Raw genomic sequence first — 23,480 nt, 5'->3', positions numbered from 1 at the left:
GACTAAAATCCCGCTTTACTTTGCGCCTGCATATAACTATTCATTTGATCTGGAGACATCATATTGTAATTGAGGTTATACATAATCCATAACGAACCAGCTACTAGAATAACAAGGATCATCAACATAAATAGAAACGCGGCAAGATTCCACTTGGCCTCTTTTCCACGACCCAGATGAAGGAAAAACACCAATTGAACAATAAGCTGCGTAATGGCAAGCGTTACGATGATTGCAATCAAACCTACTCCACCTACATAGTGGTTAACAACAAACTCATAAGCCGAAAATGTAAGCAATACCGACAGGATAAAGCCAGCAATGTACGGCCACATTGAAAGAGTTTTTGATTTTTCCATATTACGCGACCCCCATTAAGTACACGATAGTAAAAATGAATATCCATATAATATCCAAAAAGTGCCAAAACAGCGCAAATAGAGTCAACCGCCTCAGCACACCGTCGGTAAATCCGCGTTTCATCACCTGAAAAATCATCACGGCAATCCATAATAAACCAACACTAATATGTAAACCGTGTGTGCCCACTAAGGTAAAGAATGCAGACAAAAATGCACTCGCTTGCCAACTATGGCCCGCTGCCACAAGGTTACTAAATTCACTCAACTCCATTGTCAAAAAGCCGGCACCAAACACAAATGTTAGCGTCAAAAAAACCAGCGCCGCCTGCTTGTAATTAATTTTAGCCATGACGACAGCTAATCCGCAGGTAAAGCTGCTAGTGAGCAGCAAGATCGTCTCAACAAATACCGCCGGCATATTAAATACATCGTGACCAGATGGACCACCATACGTACTACCCCGTAGGATGACATAGGTCGCAAATAGACTGGCAAACAACACACAATCAGTCATAAGGTAGATCCAAAAACCAAGAGATTTGGTAAGATTCTGCTCGTTATTCATACTTTTTTCTGCCTGATTGCTCATAACAAGTTCACTCATACAAGTTGTCCTTTCTGGTGGTGTGGCGCATCCAAACTCTTCATTTCAGCTGCGGTAATAACATACTCAGTATCGTCGTCACTAGCACGAAGAACAACGGTCACGGCAACACCAATAACCGCTATGGCAGCAAGCCACCATACATGCCAAATAAGACCAAAACCACCGAGGAATGCTGAACCAGCAATTATTATGCCAAGCCCACTATTCTTAGGTAGCCATACATCTTTATAAACGGGTGCCTTTGGCATATGTCCTAACTTTCGAGCTTCCTTCATTTCCCAAAATGGATCGCGCTCCGCAACGGTAGGTATAACGGCAAAATTATAGGCTGGTGCAGGGGATGGAACCGACCACTCTAGTGTACGACCGTCCCATGGATCGCCTGTCGTATCAATGTTCTTCTTGCGCTGCCAGATGCTTACACCAAGCTGCAGTAGCTGTAGTCCAATACCAAGTGCAATAATGAGCGTTCCGACACCCGCTATAATGAACAGCGCTTGCCAACCCTGCCCATCATAATGATCCAGCCGCCTGGTTGCACCCATAAGGCCAAGAATATATAACGGTGTAAACGCAACAAAAAAACCTACAATCCAACAGTATGCCGCGTATTTTCCGAGTCGTTCATTAAGTCTAAACCCAAAGATTTTAGGAAACCAGTACGTCAAGCCTGCGAAATATCCAAATACTACGCCACCAATAATGACGTTATGGAAGTGTGCAACAAGAAACAAGCTGTTGTGAACCTGAAAGTCGATTGCTGGCACGGCCATAAGAACGCCGCTCACCCCACCTATCGTGAAGGTTACGACAAAGTTCATAAACCAACGCATAGGCGTAGCGAAATTGATTTTTCCTTGGTACATCGTAAAGATCCAGTTGAATACCTTGACCCCTGTCGGAATGGCAATGATCATCGTCATAATGCCGAAGAAAGCGTTTACATCCCCCCCGGCGCCCATGGTAAAGAAGTGATGCAGCCACACTAAGAAAGACAAGAATGTAATACCGAATAGCGCCACGACCATCGTTTTATAGCCAAACAATCGTTTACGAGAAAAAGTTGCTACAATCTCAGAGAAAATACCAAATGCCGGCAAAATAAGTATGTACACTTCTGGATGGCCCCATGCCCAGATGAGGTTAATATACATCATCGGGTTACCACCAAAGCTGGATGTGAAGAAGTGCATACCCATCAGTCTATCGAGCCCGAGCATACCAAGCGTTGCGGTCAAAATTGGAAAGGCAAAAATCACTAATAATGTCATCGTCAAAACGCTCCATGCAAAGATCGGCATTTTCATAAGCGTCATGCCTGGTGCACGTTTTTTAAGTATAGTAACTAAAAAGTTAATACCCGACAGCAAGCTACCTATACCTGCAATCTGGAGTGACCATATCCAGTAGTCAACACCAGGTCCGGGATTATACGCGAGTTCCGTAAGTGGAGGGTAGCCGAGCCAGCCTCCTGGTGAAAAGCCGCCCATCACAAGCGAAGCATTTATCAAAATCATGCCGGCCGCAAATAGCCAGAAACTTACCGAGTTGAGAAATGGAAAGGCAACATCGCGTGCGCCAAGCAACAGCGGCAAAACAAGGTTGATAATACCAAACATCAGTCCCATCGCAACAAAGAAAATCATAATGGTACCGTGTGCTGAAAACACTTGTTGAAACGTGTCCGAGCTAACAATGCCATGGGCGTTTCCGCTCGCCAGTGCCTGCTGTGCACGAATCATTAACGCGTCCGAAAAACCTCGAAGCAACATAAGAATGGCGACGATAATATACATGACACCGATCTTCTTTGCGTCAAGCGTCGTAATCCAATTTTTCCATAGCCATGTCCATTTCTTAAAATAAAACATTGCCGCTACCGCCAAAATACCAAGTACAACAACCCCCACAGCCCCACCCTGGGTAACAGGCTCCGTAGGCAGTGCGCTCCAATTAAGTCGTCCCAATAAAAAACTACCTATCGTACTGATCATTTTACATTCCTTCCATATTCATTTGCGGCCCGCTCTGCGTATTGGTCTTTTTTGTCGGTCGTTGTAGATACTGAGCAACAATTTCGGCATAAAGGTTCGAATCAGCAAGGTCATAGCTTGTTGGCTGCGCCACCACACCAGGCTGTGCTAAGCTTTTATATTCACTCCAAGCGAACGTTGAGCCTTGTTGCGCCCGTGTTGTCCAGGTATCAAAATCACCACGGCTTACCGCACGCGCGATAAATTTCATGTCAGCGAAATGTGTACCGCTTATATTAGATGACGAGCCTGGGTAGTCACCCGTTGTATCTGCCATTAAATGTAACTGCGACGACATACCGCTCATAGCGTAAACCTGTGAGCCTAGGTTTGGAATCCAAAAGGCATTCATTGGAGCATCGGAGGTAATTTGAAAATTAATTGGCGTTTTTTCAGGAATTTCAAGAAGGTTGACGCTCGCTATATGCTGGTCAGGGTAGATAAAGAGCCATTTCCACTGCAAAGCAACCACTTGCACGGTAATAGGCTTAATATCCGAGCTCAATGGCTTATACGGATCAAGTTGGTGGCTCGTCTGCCACGTCACAATACAAAGAATCAGGATAATGACACAAGGAATTCCCCACCAGACTGTCTCGAACAAACGACTGCCATCCCAATTGGGTCTATACGTGGTTTTTTTGGTATTTTTTTCGCGGTATTTCCAAGCTATCATCCCTAAGAGAGTGAAGACTGGAATAACTACAACTAAACTTAAGATGACCGTAAAAATGATCAGTCCCCTCTCCTGATTAGCGATAGTTCCCTGTGGATTTAATACAGCCACATTGACATTTTTAAAATACGACCAAGCAGCCATAATGATTGTCACAACTAAGAGGGTTACGATTGTTATCTTAAAAACAAGTCTTCTACGCACAATATACCTTAAACATAAACGTTATGTCCCCATCATACACGTTCTTTATGGATGTGCGCAATTACATTTGATGTGATCTAGATCACGGTTGCGCTAGTAGCAGCGACGACTTGCCTTGTGACTATGTCCATAACTGAAGCGACCTCTTCGCCCGTAAGTGTCTTCTCGTGAGAGGTTAGACCGAGTCGAATGGTGATATTCTTTTTCGTCGAGCCTTCTGCCTGGTAAATATCGACTGGCATAACATTCGCCTCAAGTTCAATGTCTACCAGGGCAGCCTCGGCAGTATCAATAACATTTTGATACGCCGTCTCAAGTGATACCTGAAAGCATACGTCACGTTCTGTGCTGGGATAACGGCTAATGGGGGTGTAGCCACTCGTCAGTTTCTGAACAGCCTCTAACACGGGAATCGAACCAATTTCAAATCCGGCAGTGTGTTCTGGAAGCTTAAAGGCTCGAACAACAGACTTTTTATACTCACCGACAATACCAAGAAAAGTACCGGTCTTCCTGTCAGTCACCAATGCAGAGCGGCGATGCTCGAATGGTGCTGCAACAGGATAATTAGGGTCGACTTCCATAGGAGCATACCGCAGTTCCAAACCAAGAGAAGCGGCCAGGTAATCTAAGATCCTTTTTGCCTCATAGTAAGCGGCGCCCGCCTGGGGTCTTTTACTTGTGAGCGTCAGGGCAATCATGTCCACCTCAGCTGGCACATTTTCTTCAGTCATTCCGTGTTGTTTTGGATGAGCCTTATTTACTTCAAACAATGCAAACTTATCGTATCCCTGCTTCACATTCCCGTGAACAACATTTAGAATACTCGGCGTAATAGTTTGACGATAATACTGAAGTTCGGGACTAAGCGAATTAACAAGACGGTACGAATCGGTTGGTTTCTGCCCGGCTTTCGTTAAAAGATCTCCATGCACAAAGCTGTAGGTCAGCACCTCATTTACACCAGCCCGTACCAATGCTTTTCGCACCTCGGCGCGAACTTGATCGAAATTATCTGGGCGTACAGCCGTAAAATCACGTCTAGGAAGTGTTGGCGTAATATTATCAAAGCCATAGAGTCGTCCTACTTCTTCAACAATATCCTCAGCAATGTGAATGTCCGCCCTCCAGTATGGAGGCGTAACCAGCAGCTCATTGCCCGTTCCCTCCACAGTAAACTCAACATGACGCATACTCGCTGTCATATTTTCTTCTGACAGCTCAGCACCCAAAATGTCATTGGTCTTTTGAGTCGAAAAACGTACAGATTGAATAGTCGTTCTACCGGGATAGCTTTCGGCTACATCACTTACTCGTTTTGCGCCAGCAAAGTCGCCCATAAGACGCACGGCATCGGCAAGCACCGGTGCGGTTAGCTCGGCAGGCTGTCCCTTCGTAAAACGCGTAATCGCTTCAGAAAAAATACCATGTCGCATTTGTGTACCACGGAGATTATAAAGATTAAATGTGGCACTCTCGACAATGATATTTTTGGTGGTATTGTCGATTTCGGTACTTGCACCGCCCATCGCACCTACAAGGCCAATTGCCGTCTCACCCGCTGCAATAACGATATCCTCTGGCGTCAATACAATCTCACGACCATCGAGTAGCTCGAGTTTTTCACCCTCACGACCTACGCGGACATGAATATCAGCTTTACCGCCACCCACTTCTACTAGTTTGTCGTAGTCAAACGCATGGAGCGGTTGTCCTGTAAGCATCATAAGATAGTTCGTTACATCGACTATCGCATTGATAGGACGAACTCCAACACGCGACAAGTATGTTTGTATTCGCAGTGGTGATTTCGCCGCACCATCTGCACCCGATAGGACAACAGCTTGATAACGACGAGAGATATTTACGTCTTCAATTGTAACGGTTGGCGCTTCGACATCGCCTTCACGCGGCGCAAACTCCGGCTCAATCATCCCGAGCCAATTTGGCGTTTTGAATGTCTTACCTTGAATCGCGGCAACTTCACGAGCAAAACCAATAATCCCAAATGTATCTGGACGATGAGTTAACGACTTGTTTTCAATATCCAGCAAATAATCGTTAAGCTCGTAGCTTTCAGCGAACGACGCTCCTGGCGCAAAATCTTCATCGAGCTCTAAAATACCTTCATGCTCGTCAAAAAGTGCAAGCTCGCGTGGACTTGCGATCATTCCATTACTCATAACGCCACGCAGCTTACGTGCGCCCAATATAAACGGCTCGTTCGTGTCGTACGTTTCCGGCACGACCGTATTTGGCGGCAACCATGCAACCAGCAAATCTTTGCGAATGTTTGGCGCACCACAGACAACTTGTACGTACCCGTTTCCATCACGCTCAACATCGTGTGTCTTGCCGCCATCATCAAGCATCGCTACATTTAAATGATCCGATCCTTCGAGTGGTCTACACTCAACAACTTTTGCAACAACAACATCTTTGTATTTTGCGCCATAGTCAATAATCTCTTCGATCTCAACAAGGCGGGCACCAATGAGTATTGCTAATTCATCAATCGGCAAATCGACGTCGGTAAATTTCTTAAGCCAGTTTACTGAAATAATCATAGTCTGACACCTCCTTGAATTGCGGACTGTATTTTTCTCTGCTGTCGAACAAACGAGTACGGCAGTAGCTCTTCAATTGCTTTTGCTGATACGCCTTCACTATCGGCAACAATAACACGGATTCCAGGAGCATAGTCATGAAAAATTTGTCGACATTTTCCACACATATTTGCAACTTGCGGAGTTCCATCATCATCTAGGCGTACAGCAACCACCGTATCGAAACTATACGTCTTATCATTAATCGCCCTGCTAAGTGCTGAGGTCTCTGCACACACAAACCCGCTAAAATGATCTATGTTAATGCCCGTAACTATCTGGCCATCTTTGGTTTTCAGCGCAGCAGCAACAGTGTGCATATAGGGTGCATAGCGTTCTTTTAATAGCTCTGATGCTGTAGCTATAAGTTCCCGATCACTTTCGGTTATCATGCGAATTTCCTTAAGAATTGCAGTTTGCCAGATTCGAAATGTCGCACATCTTCGATACCGTACTTTAGCATTACTAAACGATCAACACCGCCACCCCAGGCAAAACCGCGGTAGATTTCAGGATCGATATCAGCAGCTTTTAAAACATTCGGATGAATCATACCGCAACCAAGCATCTCGAGCCATTCACCTGGTTTACCACCAAGTGCCGCAGGTTTTTCGATTGCAAATTCTAGTCCAGGCTCCACAAATGGAAAGTACCCAGGCTGTGTTTTGATTTTTAGCTTTTGACCATAATAAGTTTCGAAGAAACTACGCAATGTACCAAGCATCTCACCCAAGCTTGCATCTTTCGAAACAAACACACCTTCACATTGATAAAACGTGTGTTCATGCGTTGGATCTACGTCCTCATTGCGAAAAACACGACCATAGCTAATAGCAGCGATTTGACCACCGGCCTCAAGTTTTTTGCGGCCATCTTTAAGGATACGGTTTTGCATTGTGGAGGTATGTGCAGGCGGGATAAAACCCTCTTCGGTGCGAAACGTATCATAACCGTCGCGAGCTGGGTGATTTTCAGGAAAATTAAGCGCACCAAACATATGGTGATCGTCGTCGATTTGGCGTGACTCGATTGCCTCAAAACCCATGCGCGTAAAAATATCGATAACGTTTTCTAGCTCATGCGTCAATGGATGTTGTGTGCCCTGTTCAGTTGAAAGAAGATGGGGTTCGGCAGCGTTGATGTCTCGCGGTGCCGTCACATCAATTGGCTCGACTGTGCCATCCTCAAGCTCTGCTTCACGTAGTGTGACAGCTGCCTCAAGTATAACTTTTAACTCGTTAACCGCTTTACCATACGCACCGCGCTCACTTGGATCGAGTGTTGGAATAACTGCATACAGTTGTTTTATTTGATTGCTCTTCAATACGTCACGTGGCTGCTCAGACACGGCAATCTGATTAAGAAGCAGGGGGCGTAATTCCTCGATATTAGTCATAACTACGTATAGTATACGCTATCTTAGGGGAAAAAATCGATACTAAACGACTAAATTCTAGACGACCTAGCTTATGTGCTGGTTGATTTTACAGCATAATAAACAATCACTGCGAGCACAAACAAAATGATAAGTACCCATACCCACGCTAGGCTAGTTGTTCGTTTCGTATTGCGAAGAAATTCAGAATCCTCAATACCGTCCGGACGGTCGTCCTCGCGAGCAGCGCGCTGTTTCGCTTTTTCGCGAAGCTCGGCGGCTAGACGCTGCTGTAATTCAGTTCTGTCTTCGCTCTGTTTTACAAATAATGCCATGTCTTAAAGTATAGCACTCATGTTTACTCTCAGAAAGGTATGATATACTAACCCTATATTTCACTATAAAGGAGGGAAATACATGGCTACCAAAAAAGCCGCTTCGTCTGCGAAAAAGTCGACTAACAAATCGACTGCAGCAAAGCAAACAATGACAAAAGTAACGACCGTCAAAGCCGTTGAGTCACGCCCAGTCATGCAGGCAGCCTCATCACCTAAGAAGAGGTCGCTCAAGTTCGGTCTAAGCCGTACACCACTTGTTGGCGCTTTGATTGCCGAGTTTCTCGGTACGTTCATCTTGGCAGGTGCTGTCATCGCAGGACAGGGCCAACCAATCTTAGTGTTCTTTGCGCTTGCCGGTGTTGTACTGACAATCGGTACAATCTCAGGTGGTTACGCAAACCCAGCACTTGTACTTGGTGCATGGGTAACTAAGCGCATGAGCGGTATCCGCGCACTTGCCTACATCGTTGCTGAAGTTCTCGGTGCAATGCTCGCACTCGTCATTCTTGACGCGTACGTTAACAATGCTCCAGCAGGATCATCAGCAAGCACGTACGCATCTAGTGCACAGCTCTTTAAGGCTGCGGCTATTCCACAAGGTAAAGAATGGTTCATTTTCTTGAGCGAGTTCATTGGAGCAATCATCTTCGGATTTGCTGTGGCTGGTGCTACCCGCGAAAAGAAAGAACGAACAGCTGCTGCCCTGACCGTCGGCCTTGGTGCATTCCTTGGTTTGATGATGGCAGGCTCAGCTGCAACAATGCTTGGTGGAAGTGCAATTCTTAACCCAGCACTTGCCGTTGCACTACAGGCAATTGACTTCGCAAGCGTATGGCCGATTCTTGTATATGTTATCGGTGCCTCACTTGGTGCGATTATCGGTTTCGTGCTATACGATCTCATTCGCACAAGCGAAGAACCAGAAGAAAAAGCAGCTTACTAGTAGTTACTTTTATCATAAAAAATACCGCTCCTTATCGAGCGGTATTTTTTATGATACATGAATCTGTAACTATTCATCGTCGCGTGGACGGTCGAGCAGTTGTGGTTCAACCGACGAGTCATTACCCGCAATCTTAACTATATCTTTATCAACTTTGCCTAGTTCTTTATGAGCGGCATTATAGTGATTAACGGTCGTGCTAAGTGCGCTGCCGAGCTTTTGCATATACTGCTCGAACTTACCAATATGCTGGCCAAGCTTACCAACTCGAATTTGAATATCCTTGGCCTGCTCTTCAATCTGGAGGCTTCGTAGACCTTGCAGTACCGTTTGAAGATATGCCATAAAGCTTGTCGGGCTCACGATAATAACGTGTCGGTCACGAAAAGCATACTCAATAAGATCCCGCGAACTACCGGCAGCACCAACATTATTTATTAGCAGGTCATAGTATAACGATTCACTTGGAATAAACATGAAAGCAAAATCCATCGTATTTTCACTCGGGCGAATATACTTGCTCGTTTCATCAATACGGCCCTTTAAGTCCATTTTTATTTTTTGTAGCAATTTATCACGCTCGGGCTTATCTCGTGTTTCAATAAAACGGTTGTAGTTTTCAAGGCTAAACTTACTGTCTATAGAGAGAACTTTACCCTTATCCAAAAATATTGCAGCGTCCACAATCTCACCATCACTAAAACGATACTGCATCTGAAACTGTCCTGGCGGCAATACGTTTTCTAGTACAGATTGCAGGTAGTACTCACCGAACACACCACGCTGTTTTGGATTTTGCAGAACATTCTGTAAGGTTTTGAGTTCATCAGCAACGTCTATCACGCGACGGTTTGTTTCGTCTAATTTTGTAAGTCGTTGCGTAACATCCGCAATAAGCTTAGCGCTTTCACTAAGCTGCTTTTGTACTGACTGCTGTACTGTATTGCCATTACGCTCTAACTTATCCCCCATCGTTTGTTGCAAAGCTGCAATACTACGCGTCAACTCAGTAACGTCTGATTTAACCATCTCTACAGCACTACTGTTCTTAAGTTCTCGCAAACGTTGGTTCAAAAAAAATATAACTGCCACAAATCCGACTACAACAATAGCAAGAATAACCCATAAAAATATTTCACTCATGCTTTAAGTATAACAGTATCTTTATACTAGAGGCTGAAGACGTATCGAATGCCGACTATCGTAACGATGAACAACAGCACGACAAACCAAAAGACACGAAGTCGCGCTATCCAGGCAAATGCGGCATATGCAACTGCGTACAAGAATATCGTCGAAAGAGCTACGCCGTACCAAGGTAGTAAGTCTGCCAATCCAACAATTCCCCATAGGCCCACAACTGCCCCAATAGCAATAAGAAGCGGACGAAAAATTTCAAGCTTCACTAAAAAGAAGAGGCCCACGCCGGCACCCAGAACACTCGCGATCGACTCCGCGTACTGAGACGCCGGGCTACATACAGTCGTCTGATTACCATGACATAAAACCATTCGTAAGACGTAAGTGTCTAAAATAAATGTCAGTCCCCACACAAAAAGACCAACGACAGCGCCCAACACAAAAGCGCTTAAGACTTTTTTACCCGCCATTGGCATTATAGATGTTTGCCTATCCTCATCGTAATTCTCGGCCATGCTCTACTCCCCAAAACAATAATAAAGTTATTGTAATGGCTTTTTGTCTTTTTTGCCAGAGTTTGTCTTAATAAGCTTATTAGTTTTTTGCAGATACCAAAGGGCACCTACTGAGGCGATGACAACCCCACCGACAATATCCAGCGGCGTGTGAACAAGTGCCAATACCCTACCTACACATACTGTTACTGTCAAGATTGCCATTGTAATTGCAAGGCCTTTTCGTCGCGTCTCGAACCAGACGGCAAGAGTAAGAAATGTCGTAAACAACGCATGGTCAGACGGAAAACCCGGATTATTCAGATATAACGCACCAGGCTTGACACCTAGCACTTCAAAGGGTCGTTCACCAACCGGTTGGTAGATAGAGGCGACAAGTTTTGCTAAAAGATATGCAGTAAGACCTGCCATGATAATTCGTGCATACGCCTCAAAACGCTTTCCCTTGGGTATTAAAAATAGCAATGCATAACCTGCAATAATAACAATAGGGACAATCGCACCGTCTGCGAAGAGCTTGATGATAAACTGTGCTGTCATATTTGTAGTATAGACGAAAAAGTCCGCCCCACCTAGCCCAATCGACTGCTACGCGCTACAACATATCGTTCTATCCGCTGCGGAGTCCAGCCACGATGATGGAGCTCGTCTTTTAATTTGCCGAGTAAAGCAAATCGAAAACCTCGTACGCTTGTAAAACCACTCTGACGAGTAATTTCCTCAAAAGCCATCTTTTTTTGCATTTCCTTCAATTTATATGGAGCGATACCCAAAACTTCCGCACGAAGCTCTGCTTTTCTATCATGACGCTGTAAAAGACGGTCAAACTGCGATTCCTGCCTGCGACGTACACCAGGCCTCTTACCAATGCCTGGCGCCGCCACTGCTACGGCTGTAACCAGTAGCAGTGATGCAAGTGTCTTGGTTGATATTCGCATGTTCAACCTCCTATAAGCGGGTCTTTAAGATAACGCTTATACTTTTATTATAAGACGTGAAAAGACGTGAAAAAAATGTGTTTTCAACAACTAGCTAGCGGAGGATACTAATCGCATGCGCCGCTACAAGCACTACGGCAACAACCGAAACGAACGCCTGTATCATCATAAGGAGTTTAGACCGGTGCGTTAGTGGCACCGTATCAGCGGATGCAAAGTTAGTGACGTTCGTGGTTGAAAGATATAAATAATCTACAAAACCCGGAAGCCAATGTTCATCGCCAAAATAATGATGTATCATCTGCGGGAAAAGAAAATCACGTTGTTTCTCGTTACGTACGCGCCGTTCCGGACCACCGCCGTCCATTTCCCAATACAACATAGCAAACATAAATATATTGGTCGTATAAATCGTAAACCCATTTGCGAGCAGCTCAACACCCGGCAAGCGTGTTCCACCAATCAGCAAAGCTCTTACTAAGAAAATAAGAGAAAAGATGTTAATTGCCGCGATGATACCGACTAAAACCACGGCAAGCGTTCGACGAGGTCGCGACACGTCATGATAGCCGTCCGTCGTCACAATCGCCAGCGCTATCATCAGCACAGCCTCAAGGGCGATAACTAGAAACTTATCATATGGCAAAAAAGAACTGTCTGTAAAATATTGCAGCGCAATAACGAATACAACGCCAAGCTGTAATTGCCAAATGGGATCATGCGTGCGTCTGAAATATTTACGAATGTGAAGGGTATCGAGAATGGTATTCATTATGCCAAATTATACCATGCCTATTATGTTTTAAGTGTGCGCGCCAGTGGCCCATCGACGTCCTGCACCACCTGCGTAATTTGGCGATGATGTTTTGGCAAAAAGTACCGTTCGCGAACCGTGTACACTAGCGAGCCAATCCCAATAAGTCCAATACCGACTATAAGAGTTGGGAGTGGTATAAATACAAATTGGACGGCAGCCCCAAGTCCACCCAAGACTGGCAATAGCCCTTTACCTGGCAGACGAAGCCCACTACGATGATGTTTCATAAGTACTCGTACTGCGGCGGCGTTGACAATAAGCAACGCAACAATAGCTGTCGTATTAGCAAGACCAATCACCATATTAGTCTGTCGGGTTATAATTAACAAACAATACAGACCCGCACCGGCGATGACACTCATATACGGATGACCGTGCCACAAATGACCCAGACGTGTTGGTACTTGCTTACGATGCGCGAGACGAACCATAATTTCTGATGAACCTAAGATGTTTGCATTCGCTGCAGATAACGTTGATACGAGTGCGCCCGCCACAATAAGCCCACCTCCAACAGGCCCAATAAGGTGTTGCGCCGCCACACCCACACTTGCTTCAGAATAGTCAGAGATATGCCCTGCAACAAGGGCAATAACAACACCCATATATACTATTGTCACGATAAGCATACTCAACAAAATTGCACGTGGAACTGTTTTCTGCGGCTCGTCAACATCCCCAGCAATACTCGTAATAACGTTAAAGCCTAGGAACGCAATAAACAAAAAGGAGCTTGTTGCAAAAATCTGCATAACACCATGTGACGCAAAATTATTAAAATCACTCGTTTGGAAATGTGCAACGCCAAATATAACAAGCAGCACAAGAACGAGCAGCTTTCCGGTTACAAGGAAAGTTTCTATTTTGCCGATAGCACTGGCAGGTCCTAAATTAACAAGAGTCAGAACGGCCGCCCCAATAAGAGCCCAACTTATTGTTGGTACACTAGGCGTTACAAATTGATGCATATAATCACCAAATGCATTAAGGACAAATGCTGCACAAATAATACCGTTCAAATAAAAACACCACGACGTTAAGAATCCCCAGATAGGTGAACCCATGATATCACCTATCCCCGCATAACCAGACTCTTTCGACGACGTTCTTGCGGCAATGACTGCAAACGACAGCGCCGAAAGTAACACGATAATACCCGCGAACAGGAAAGAGAGGATAGCAGAGGGACCAGTCTGTTGCATAGCAACACCCGTGAGAACAAAAACACCCCCACCAATCATAGCTCCGACGGCAAAAGCCGTTGCGGTAACAAGACCAATCTTCTTTTTTTGACCTAGCACACCCTACCTACTGCCCCGAGAGGACTCCTCATATACATATTTACAGTATACCATTTTACCCCTGGCGACGAGCTAAGACTACTTAACTTCCCACTTCCAGTTACGAATTTCGGGCATATCAATACCGTGCTTGTCGATGTACTGTCGATGCTCTACAAGTTTTCGTTCCATCTCTTGTTTTAGATAGTCACCCTTCGTACCGGTTTGCGGCAGACGGTCGATTGTGTCAATCACCAAATGAAAACGGTCGATATTATTAAGAACGGTCATATCAAAGGCGGTTGTAATTGTACCTTCCTCTTTATAACCACGAACGTGCATATTACGGTTAGTCCGACGATACGTAAGTCGGTGAATAAGCCATGGATACCCATGGTAGGCAAATACGATGTGCTTATCACGTGTAAAAATCGAGTCGTAGTCAACGTCACTTAAACCATGAGGACTCTCCGTCTCAGGTTCAAGTTTCATCAAATCGACAACATTTACTACCCTTATTCGTAGCTCAGGTAAATGTTGACGCAAGATAGATACAGCAGCTAATGTCTCTTGCGTAGGTACGTCACCCGCACACGCCATAACGACATCCGGTTCTTCTTCCTGATCGTTACTTGCCCATCGCCAAATACCAATGCCCTGCGTACAGTGTGCGATTGCTTCGTCCATAGTCAAGAACTGCGGCGCCTCTTCATGCTTACCACATATCATAAGGTTGACATAGTTTTGACTACGCAAACAATGGTCCATAACTGATAGCATCGTATTCGCATCTGGCGGCAAATACACACGAACGGTCTCACCTTTTTTATTTACGAGATGGTCAATAAAACCTGGATCTTGATGTGTAAAACCATTGTGATCTTGACGCCATACGTGCGAGGTCAGTAGGTAGTTCAGAGAAGCAATGTCTGCACGCCACGGCAATTCAGATGACATCTTAAGCCATTTGGCATGCTGATTAAGCATAGAGTCGACAATGCGAATAAATGCCTCGTAGCTATGAAAAACACCATGGCGACCAGTCAGCAAATAGCCCTCAAGCCAACCTTCACATTGATGTTCGCTCAGCATAGAATCCATCACTCGACCAGTCGGAGCAAGAAACTCGTCATTATGCTTTAATGCCCCATCCCACTGTCGGTTTGTTGCTTCAAACACCGCACCAAGTCGATTCGAGAGAGTTTCATCTGGGCTAAAAATACGAAAATTCTGGGATTCCTCATTGCGAATAATTACATCTCGAAGAAAAGGAGCCAACGCGCGCATACTACTTGTCTGCAAAACCGTCGGCGCAGGCACATCAATCGCATAGTTACGAAAATCAGGCATATTAAGAGCTCTCAGCAGTTTGCCGCCATTGGCATGTGGATTAGCGCCCATACGTCGGTCGCCTCGCGGTGCAAGCTCAGCTAATTCGGGTAGTAGCGTACCATTTTCATCAAATAGTTCTTCCGGTCGGTAGCTTCGAAGCCATTGCTCGAGCTGAGTTAAGTGCTCTTTTGGCGCACCCTCGCCGACCAGGAGGGGCACCTGGTGAGAGCGAAAGGTTCCCTCAACCGCCAAGTTGTCTACCTCTTTAGGGCCCGTCCAGCCCTTTGGCGAGGTAAACACAATCATCGGCCAGTGCGGACGTGCCATCGCCGGGTTCTCGACCGCTTTCTGTTTAATGCGCTGGATCTGCTTAGTGACTGTGTTGAGTACTGTCGCCATCCGTTGGTGCATCTGTTCAGGATCACTACCCTCGACAAAATACGGTGTCCATCCGTATCCACGCATCAGGCTTTCGAGCTCATCGTGACCAATACGGGCCAAAATAGTTGGGTTAGAAATCTTATAGCCGTTTAAATGCAAAATCGGCAGTACAACACCGTCAGTCAGTGGATTAAGAAACTTATTTGAGTGCCATGCGGTTGCAAGCGGGCCGGTCTCAGCCTCACCGTCACCCACAATACACGCTGCAATAAGATCTGGGTTGTCGAATACCGCACCAAACGCATGACTGAGCGAATAACCCAGCTCGCCACCTTCGTGAATAGAGCCGGGAGTTTGAGGAGAAACATGGCTGGATACACCGCCAGGAAAAGAGAATTGCTGAAATAACTTTTTCATGCCTGCTTCGTCTTGCGTAATACTCGGATACACCTCGCTGTATGTACCTTCGAGATATACATTACCGACAAGCGCTGGACCGCCATGGCCTGGACCTGAGATGTAAATCATACTAAGATCATGTTCGCTGATAATCCGATTAAGGTGCGCGTAAATGAAGTTTTGACCAGGTGTCGTACCCCAGTGACCAAGAAGGAGTTTCTTAACATGCTCTTCTTGAAGCGGTTCACGCAGAAGTGGGTTATCGCAAAGGTATATTTGTCCTACCGAAAGGTAATTCGCTGCGCGCCAATATGCGTCAATCCTCTGTAAATACGATTTGCTGAGTGGTTTTGCTGACGTTAATTTCATTGCTCCCCCTTTTGAAGACATTTCCATGATTGTCGAACGATCGTAACTGACTCATCTGTGTGTAGTATCCGAATCGCTACTTGGCCTTCGGTTGCTGCAATATTACTTTCGGCTGCTTCATTTTTTGCTTGGTCTACATGTATGCCTAAGAAATCTAAGCCATCACAAACTCTAGCCCTAATTTTTGGCGCATTCTCACCCATACCGCCGCTAAACACAATCGTATCGAGACCGCCCATCGTCGCAGCAAGTGCTCCAATACTTTTTTTAATTTGGTAGCAGAACACATCTGCTGCTTCTTTTGCCCGAGCGTCTTCATCTTCACGCTTCAGAATCTCTTCCATATCCGATGTCGTCTCACTTATGCCAAGAAGGCCTGATTCGTTATTGACCATGTTATCAAAATCGTGGGCCGTTTGGCCTTCACTCTCTGCCAAGTATCGTACAATACCAGGATCAATGTCACCCGAGCGGGTGCTCATTGGTACACCAGCAGCTGGCGTTAGCGCCATTGTCGTATCCACTGACTTTCCATTCTTTACCGCGGTAAGGCTCGCGCCGTTACCAAGGTGTGCAATTATAATGCGCCCATGAGCCACCTCGGATGACTCTTTGCGAAGCTCATTGATAATATATTCACAGGATAGTCCATGAAAACCGTACCGGCGGATCCCTCTTGCTAGATATTTTCGTGGAATCGGCAGAATTTGCGCAGTCCGCGGTATATCATGATGAAATGCTGTATCAAAACAAGCAACTTGTGATACATTCGTAAACTCACGAGACATTGCCTTAATAAGCGCAACTTCGTTAGGAAGGTGCAAGGGATCGAATGGTGTAAGCGCAGTAAGGCTATTTATAACATCATCAGTAACGATTGTCGCCTCATAGAAATATGGACCACCATGAACAATCCGATGCCCGATGGCTCGAAGTTCGTCTTCGGCCACATGTTGGTGCAGCCAAGTTACAATGGTGGATACCGCCGCTTCGAATGTAGCTGCATTTGCCGGATTGTCGGTTTTTTTGCCGGTCGCTTTTTCTTCAAACATAAACCGAGCACCAGGCCAGCCTATCGAAAGAATAGCTCCATCAAATATACAAGTAGGCTCGTCAGCCTCTACAGAAAACAATGCAAACTTAATGCTCGACGAGCCAGCATTAATCGTCAGGATATACGCCCTATTCATATACCCTTTATAATAACAAAGTTTATGCTAATTCTACATGTGAGCTACGTCACACCTGCATATACTTTGCGTAGGTTTAGCTAATTAGCTCGGCAATTTCTTCGATTTCCTCGAAACTTGCAAGTACTCGATCAGCACGTTCTACAACAACGGGACGAGCAACATGCTGTGTAAATGCCCAAAATTCATCCGCCTCACCCTTTGAGCGAACTTCGTAATCGGTCATTCCATCACCAACCATAATAATAGGACTTGGCAATTCAAGCTCTGCAACTTGTAGAACTTTACCTTGTGGCTTACTCAGATTAGAACTGGTGTCGAAGCCAATCACCATGCCTGTATCGTCATAGACGAACCGGTTTGCGTATACATGACCAGCAGGAATACCGAGTTCTTCAACAACTGGGATAATATAATCCTCAAAACCACCGGATACCACATAGATGTTATCGGCGTTCTCGTCAAACCACTCTTCACATTCAAGTGCTGAATCGGTGATTGTGTCCTTTAATAATTCTGTGAGTTTATGAACATCATCACGCGTTACATTGAGTGTTGCGAGTCGACGACGAAGCGATTCGTCAAATGCGAGTGTTCCGTTCATTCCTTGATTTGTAATTTCTACAAATTCCGCAAGACGCGTTTCTTTATCATCCGCACGCTCGAGACTCATGCGGGCAAGCTCATCAAGTGACTCTACACTCACAAGTGTATTATCAAAATCAAATATATATGTTAAATCCATACATATAGCATATGTATGTTGTTCAAGAGACGCAAGCTTAAGCGTAAATAATATGTTGTAATACTGTAAAAAAGTAAGCTACCTAAGTTCCAACAGCACGAAGCGCGATACCAATGATTCCCCACCAGTCGCTCGAACAGCTATAGCCCATAACTACAGATGTTGCACCCGCTGCCGTTGACATTGCTATATTACCAGCGCCAGAGACATTGTCGTGATTTTGCAGTATTCGAAGTGTCTGAGTTGAGGTGCTGATCGACGATCCACAACATGCCGCATCGATAAACAAGTCATGGCTTGCGCCAGCTACAGAGCTTGATTGTATAGTCGTTCCGATTCCATACGCCAGTGCAGTAGTACGAACAGGGTTAACCTGATCTACCCCGGTCGCACTTATAGACCCACCGGTAAAGCCGTTCGTGACGGTGTTACTAGAAGTCACTACAATCGCACACGAACCAACGGGTGGAATAATACCAAACATTTCAACATAGCCATCGTTCTGATTATCAGATTGTTGCCGTCCTAATGAAGTCATCACCGTACCATTACAAGTAGCTGTAGTAGTCCACGTAGTTGATGCGCTCGAGACAGCTACAGCTGCGACAAGATATCTATTGGATCCGCTGCAAGTATGTGACCACGAGAGTGTATTCGTACCGGTTACGGCAACCCCTGAGGAGCTCGGACCAATGGCATCCAACACGACAGTCGTCGCCATACCTGCACCCGAGGTGGTAAGTTGCCAGGCTGATCCATCCCAATATTTGGCGGGCTTTACTACCCAAGCTGAGCCGTTCCAGACCTTAACAGCCTTAGCAACCCAGGTTGAGCCACTATACGTCTTCAGGAGACCAGCTGTACTGCTACCAACAATAAAATCCGCTGCGCCCTCGCCGTTTCCACCAAAGGATTGGTACGGACTAAGCGAGATTCCATTTGATGCCCAGGCCTGCCAGTGATAGCTGCCCAGGCTCAAACCAGTTAGCGCAATCGCAAGAACCTGGTAGATACTTGGATATTTCGAAGTCCAACTCCATGACGTAGGGATAACACTTAAGTCAAGCTCCTGCGTATCGCTAAACCACGCTCCAGATACAGGACGGCCGGCAGTAACAATAAGATAGTTACCAACAATACCGCAGCCAGCGCTTCGCCTGCCGTCAGGGGCGTTATTTGTAGTCTGCGTCACCCACGATGAGAACGTGCTGGTACTTGCATATCGCACGGTATTGTTCACGACAGTACCATCATAGCCACCAAAGCAAACTAGTCTTTGATTGGTGCTGTCATAGCCCATCACCGCACCACGGACCGCTAAACCGCCAGACACATTAGTATTAACCCAAGCACAATTTGTTGTACTTGTATTGAGATAGAATAGCTGCGATGAATATCCAGCACCAGTAAACCCTCCATGTACATAAAGCCGGCTATTTGTAGAGTCATAAGCATAGCATGATTGCCAAACTGCAGTAGGGGCCGTTCCTGTAGGTGCAAGCTGGGTCCAGGTTTCACTGCCTAAAGTTAAATCAAGCGCCCAGACATCTCCAAGAATAGTTGATGTATTTTGCCCACTCCATATGATCATGCGATGGTTTGCAGCATCATAGCATCCAGCCATCAGCCAGCGCTGCGGAGGCAATGTACCTGAAGGCGATAACTTCGTAGCCTTATACATGCCGTGGATATCAGCTTTTAGCTGCCAGACATCATTACTTACCTGTGAAGTACCCCGAAGACCTCCAAAAAATATAACTCTATCATTCGCTGAATCATAAATGGCTAACCCACCCTCACACTGCGGTATACCAAAAGGTCCTTGCAGCGCCCAGCGCCATTTATTATTTGTACGATCATACGCCCATACTTCCGAAACATGCTCGCCACGCGTAATCGTCGTATCATCATCCATCGCACTATAGCCGTTGATCAACAATAGCTCTTGGCTACTGCTGTTAAAGACATACGCGGGCGCGTCACGTGCCCTCATGTAATCTTCGATCGTCAGGCTATAAATAGTAGCCGATGCAGATGTGTCATTCATATTAAACGCGTAGACGTATTTATCCGTGCTATCAAACCCGTTCAATGTCGTAATAACCATAATGTTACGTACGGTATCAACAGCCGCAGAACCATTTGAGAACGCAAACATTCCCTGGTTGTTTATGTCGTTACTCTTTATTTGCGTCCAACTTTCACTACCGACCATCAACGAAAGTTGCAAAATGTCGTTACGATCATTACCGGTGCTCCCCTGCCAGCCAGCCATTAATATAAGTCGGTGATTTACACTATCGTAACCGACGCTCGGAAGTTCGCGTCCAGCAGGCGTTGTTCCCGTTGGAGTCAGCTGAGTAAATGTATTGCCACTTATAGAATATTGCCAGACATCGCTAAGATATGTAGTGCCGTCATAACCACTGGTAATAATAAGTCGATCATTAACTGGGTCGTATATCATTGCTGCACCAGAACGTTTGGATGGGTTTCCTGAAGCACCATCTGCCTTAAGTGTCGTCCATGTGACCGCCGTGGGTGCATTCACATCAAACGTACATCGTGAAAGATCACTCGCACGGTTCGCAGCCCAGCCACCAAACAAATATATGTCATTTGTGTTTGATGCTGTTGTCTTCGCAGCCATATGATGCGTTATATAATCTCGCGCGGATGGTGCACCCGTCTGCGTAATAGTTGTCCATGCCTCACCTCCTGGTGTAGAAACATCCAGCGAAAACATCTCATTACTATCTGCCGGCAGCGCGCCACCCCATACAATCATATATGCCTTATCGACAGAACCAGAAGTAGTTCCGCGGACATAGGTTGAAGCGCATAAATTCCTTGCAGCAGGAGGCGCACCGGTTGGTTTGAGCAACTTCCATCGGTGATACGCACTGGTTGCGGATAATTCCCATACTTCGTTATATCTTAATGTCCCGTCGTAGCCGCCAAAGAGAATGAACCGCTGATTTTTAACGTCGTAGATCAATGCGCCACCGCGTCGCGACGTAGGAAGCACAGCCTCTTTTAGATAGCGAGACTGTGTTGATGTATTGGCAATATTACTAAATGCCGTACCCGTCAAATCATCTTCAATAGCAAGCATCGCGCGGGTACTCGTAGGCAGTCCCGTATAGACATCTGACTCAAGCCATACATTAGTACTTATTCCATCTGACGTAGCCGCACCAATAGAAATTGGCGTAGATTGATCGTCCGCATACTGTCCACGAGGAACTGTAATAAGGCTATTCCCAAATACCCAATCATTTAAAACAACTTGCTCAGTATTATCAAAATCGCTCCACGCCACCTGCTTTGTGAGGGGGATGGTCCGCATTTTTGTTCGTCGACGCGCAAATAGACTCGAGCTAAGAGGCGAACCACCAAGACCGCTTGATCGAGCCATGAGTTTATCTTACCCCTGAGTCCAAATTACTTGGCCCGAAACGTTCGAAGCTGTTGTGGTTGATGGGATAAAGACCAAGAATGGCACTGAGCCATTAAATAATCGTGGAAAACCTGCTGTGATAGAATCAATCGCGTTAGGAGTGTTGGCACTGGTTAGCTCCAGTGCTGCTATTGGTCGATAAGCTACAAGATTTATCGTGCCGCTCGTCCATGTAGCATTTAATGTAAGGGATTGCACAGAGCGCACGCCAGTATCACCAGCAGCGAGTCCTATCGGATAAAAAGCGCCTGCGGTTGCACCCGTGGTCGTAGCAACTACATTCGTTGCCGAACCTGCAGTACCAACCTGATCCGTATAAGCTACAGTAATCGTAGGCGTGCCTGTACTCGTTGCAGCCGAAACTTCAAGTCCCAGAAGCACACCATCACCGTTCGTAGCACCAAAAGCATCTCGTGCTGGCCACGTGGGTGTCGTCGATGCCTGGGCGGTCGTTAAAGTGACGTTATACCCACCGTTATGCCAAAGCCTGTCGCATAAAAGTAACGTACCAGCAACTGTCGCCGAGGCTTGGAGGCGCGCCAGGTACGTATTTCCTGAGACCGGATTTACAAAGTTAATTTGACCGTTTACCTGCGAGGAAGTGCTTGAAAGCGCAATACCGTTAAGCGTCGTGTCGTATGCGCCCGCTCCAGGATTTCCTGCTAGACCCCAAAGTGACTGTGGTCGTCCAGCTACCATCGTTGGTGTTACTGCCTTTGCAAAGTAGCGAGGCCACTGCATGCCAGCGATTGTTCCATCAAGTGTTGTAATTGCCATTTTCTTCTCCTTCTAGTTTGTATCTATCCAAATATCACCAGCTGTAGGACTGGTCGGCGCAACCGCTCCTACAGTCATCTTTGCAAAACCTGCAGCCTGAGCCACGGCCAGATTTGTTCGCGCCGTCGACGCATCGGTGCCACCCGTTCCTCCATTCACTAAGGCAACGCTCCCAGTAATACTAATCGTGGCGTCCACCTTCTCGTTCACAGAGTCATCTGCAGTCGTAACCGAGATGTTAGTACCCGGAATAAGGTTTAGTTTCCTTCGAGATCCAGTTACGACACCACTGACTGCAATAGCAAGGCGTCCAATTGCATCGATATTGCCACTCAGAGCATCAGGCCCGCCCGTGCTGTGCGTCGCCCCATGCGTTGCACCTGCGCCAACCTGTATCCAAGTAGAACCACTCGACTGATATAACGTCCCGCCGTTATTATCAGTTGCCAGATAATACATACCGCTGTTACCGCTTGCCGCAGTTGGACGTGATGCAAACGTTCCACGCAGGAGCATTCCACCTGCAACCGATGAGAGGTTTACTTGAGTAGCGCTAACAACACCGCTATTAAGCGTCCCGTCGGCCGCATGTGAAACCTGAAGATAAGTATTGAGGATTGTACCCCAGTTACCCGCATCTCCTCCAACTATCGGTAATCTAGCCATTAGCCGAACACATCCTCATCAAATCTTTTTGCTTGCAACTTTCCCGCCTGCTTTATCTGCTCGTCACTCGGATGCCCATATTCTCTTTCGCCAAAAACTTCCCGGTGACTTGTCGCAAGACGCTGCTCGGGAGTGTTGAGAGACTGAAGCAAATGGAATACACCAAGCATCCCTAAGAAGCTGCCTCCAGTCAGCTTTAAAAATTGTCGACGCGACAATTCCTTCTTAGAGAGCTCGTCGATAATATCTTTCAAATCACTCATATTTTCCCCTAACGCTTACTTCTCTATACTCACTCTTGTGTCTACCAATAACGATTATGGAACG

At 46.1% G+C, this 23,480-nt stretch carries 22 protein-coding genes; 1 reads left to right on the top strand and 21 read right to left on the bottom strand.

The features are described from left to right. Positions 1 to 2: 2 nt before the first annotated feature. From cyoD to VLG36_02325, 8 genes are all read right to left on the bottom strand, one after another. Complete coding sequence (gene cyoD / locus VLG36_02360) at positions 3 to 359, bottom strand: cytochrome o ubiquinol oxidase subunit IV (GenBank protein ID HSW77616.1); 357 nt, start codon at positions 357 to 359, stop codon at positions 3 to 5. Between the two features lies 1 nt (position 360). After that, complete coding sequence (cyoC, locus tag VLG36_02355) at positions 361 to 966, bottom strand: cytochrome o ubiquinol oxidase subunit III (GenBank protein HSW77615.1); 606 nt, start codon at positions 964 to 966, stop codon at positions 361 to 363. After that, on the bottom strand, positions 963 to 2,963 hold the full coding sequence (locus tag VLG36_02350) for a cbb3-type cytochrome c oxidase subunit I (protein HSW77614.1): 2,001 nt from the start codon (positions 2,961 to 2,963) through the stop codon (positions 963 to 965). The genes cyoC and VLG36_02350 overlap by 4 nt, the downstream gene beginning before the upstream one ends. A gap of 1 nt (position 2,964) precedes the next feature. Further along, a complete protein-coding gene (cyoA, locus tag VLG36_02345) occupies positions 2,965 to 3,882 on the bottom strand; it encodes a ubiquinol oxidase subunit II (GenBank protein HSW77613.1) in 918 nt (305 codons plus the stop codon). Positions 3,883 to 3,959: 77 nt separating this feature from the next. Then, positions 3,960 to 6,449, bottom strand: a complete 2,490-nt coding sequence (gene pheT, locus VLG36_02340; protein HSW77612.1) for a phenylalanine--tRNA ligase subunit beta — start codon at positions 6,447 to 6,449, stop codon at positions 3,960 to 3,962. Beyond that, positions 6,446 to 6,880 (bottom strand): hypothetical protein, encoded by a 435-nt coding sequence (locus VLG36_02335; protein HSW77611.1) that lies wholly within the window; start codon positions 6,878 to 6,880, stop codon positions 6,446 to 6,448. Before VLG36_02335 ends, pheT begins: the two co-directional genes overlap by 4 nt. Beyond that, complete coding sequence (locus tag VLG36_02330) at positions 6,877 to 7,884, bottom strand: phenylalanine--tRNA ligase subunit alpha (GenBank protein ID HSW77610.1); 1,008 nt, start codon at positions 7,882 to 7,884, stop codon at positions 6,877 to 6,879. The genes VLG36_02335 and VLG36_02330 overlap by 4 nt, the downstream gene beginning before the upstream one ends. A 71-nt stretch (positions 7,885 to 7,955) precedes the next feature. Next, complete coding sequence (locus VLG36_02325) at positions 7,956 to 8,198, bottom strand: hypothetical protein (protein HSW77609.1); 243 nt, start codon at positions 8,196 to 8,198, stop codon at positions 7,956 to 7,958. A gap of 82 nt (positions 8,199 to 8,280) precedes the next feature. Between VLG36_02325 and VLG36_02320 the strand changes: the two genes are divergently transcribed. Continuing rightward, entirely contained in the window at positions 8,281 to 9,144 is an 864-nt protein-coding gene (locus VLG36_02320) for an aquaporin (protein HSW77608.1), read from the top strand. Positions 9,145 to 9,213: 69 nt separating this feature from the next. Here VLG36_02320 and VLG36_02315 read toward each other — a convergent pair whose 3' ends face one another. The 13 genes from VLG36_02315 to VLG36_02255 form a co-directional block, all read right to left on the bottom strand. Then, positions 9,214 to 10,287 carry a DNA recombination protein RmuC gene (locus VLG36_02315; protein ID HSW77607.1) on the bottom strand — a complete coding sequence of 358 codons (1,074 nt, stop codon included), beginning with the start codon at positions 10,285 to 10,287 and terminating at the stop codon, positions 9,214 to 9,216. A gap of 26 nt (positions 10,288 to 10,313) precedes the next feature. Beyond that, positions 10,314 to 10,799 (bottom strand): hypothetical protein, encoded by a 486-nt coding sequence (locus VLG36_02310; GenBank protein ID HSW77606.1) that lies wholly within the window; start codon positions 10,797 to 10,799, stop codon positions 10,314 to 10,316. A gap of 27 nt (positions 10,800 to 10,826) precedes the next feature. Next, positions 10,827 to 11,339, bottom strand: coding sequence for a phosphatase PAP2 family protein (locus VLG36_02305; protein HSW77605.1), 513 nt, complete (start codon positions 11,337 to 11,339; stop codon positions 10,827 to 10,829). Between the two features lie 32 nt (positions 11,340 to 11,371). Continuing rightward, positions 11,372 to 11,737: a hypothetical protein gene (locus tag VLG36_02300; GenBank protein ID HSW77604.1), complete on the bottom strand. Its 366-nt coding sequence runs from the start codon at positions 11,735 to 11,737 to the stop codon at positions 11,372 to 11,374. A gap of 94 nt (positions 11,738 to 11,831) precedes the next feature. Beyond that, on the bottom strand, positions 11,832 to 12,509 hold the full coding sequence (locus VLG36_02295; protein HSW77603.1) for a hypothetical protein: 678 nt from the start codon (positions 12,507 to 12,509) through the stop codon (positions 11,832 to 11,834). Between the two features lie 23 nt (positions 12,510 to 12,532). Further along, on the bottom strand, positions 12,533 to 13,855 hold the full coding sequence (locus tag VLG36_02290) for an APC family permease (protein HSW77602.1): 1,323 nt from the start codon (positions 13,853 to 13,855) through the stop codon (positions 12,533 to 12,535). 78 nt (positions 13,856 to 13,933) lie between these two features. After that, complete coding sequence (locus tag VLG36_02285; GenBank protein ID HSW77601.1) at positions 13,934 to 16,315, bottom strand: phosphoketolase family protein; 2,382 nt, start codon at positions 16,313 to 16,315, stop codon at positions 13,934 to 13,936. Beyond that, positions 16,312 to 17,505, bottom strand: coding sequence for an acetate/propionate family kinase (locus VLG36_02280; protein HSW77600.1), 1,194 nt, complete (start codon positions 17,503 to 17,505; stop codon positions 16,312 to 16,314). The genes VLG36_02285 and VLG36_02280 overlap by 4 nt, the downstream gene beginning before the upstream one ends. Before the next feature lie 76 nt (positions 17,506 to 17,581). Beyond that, positions 17,582 to 18,250, bottom strand: a complete 669-nt coding sequence (locus tag VLG36_02275) for an HAD-IB family phosphatase (GenBank protein HSW77599.1) — start codon at positions 18,248 to 18,250, stop codon at positions 17,582 to 17,584. Positions 18,251 to 18,332: 82 nt separating this feature from the next. Next, positions 18,333 to 21,668 carry a kelch repeat-containing protein gene (locus VLG36_02270; protein ID HSW77598.1) on the bottom strand — a complete coding sequence of 1,112 codons (3,336 nt, stop codon included), beginning with the start codon at positions 21,666 to 21,668 and terminating at the stop codon, positions 18,333 to 18,335. Between the two features lie 9 nt (positions 21,669 to 21,677). Further along, a complete protein-coding gene (locus VLG36_02265) occupies positions 21,678 to 22,487 on the bottom strand; it encodes a hypothetical protein (protein HSW77597.1) in 810 nt (269 codons plus the stop codon). Positions 22,488 to 22,499: 12 nt separating this feature from the next. Beyond that, positions 22,500 to 23,153, bottom strand: a complete 654-nt coding sequence (locus tag VLG36_02260) for a hypothetical protein (GenBank protein ID HSW77596.1) — start codon at positions 23,151 to 23,153, stop codon at positions 22,500 to 22,502. Beyond that, positions 23,153 to 23,416: a hypothetical protein gene (locus VLG36_02255; GenBank protein ID HSW77595.1), complete on the bottom strand. Its 264-nt coding sequence runs from the start codon at positions 23,414 to 23,416 to the stop codon at positions 23,153 to 23,155. Before VLG36_02255 ends, VLG36_02260 begins: the two co-directional genes overlap by 1 nt. Between the last annotated feature and the right edge of the window lie 64 nt (positions 23,417 to 23,480).

It is taken from the genome of Candidatus Chromulinivoraceae bacterium, assembly GCA_035478595.1.
GTDB lineage: Bacteria > Patescibacteriota > Saccharimonadia > Saccharimonadales > Saccharimonadaceae > CAMLKC01.
Note: the sequence above shows the minus strand (reverse complement) of the source record. Positions and strands in the feature narration are given on the sequence as shown.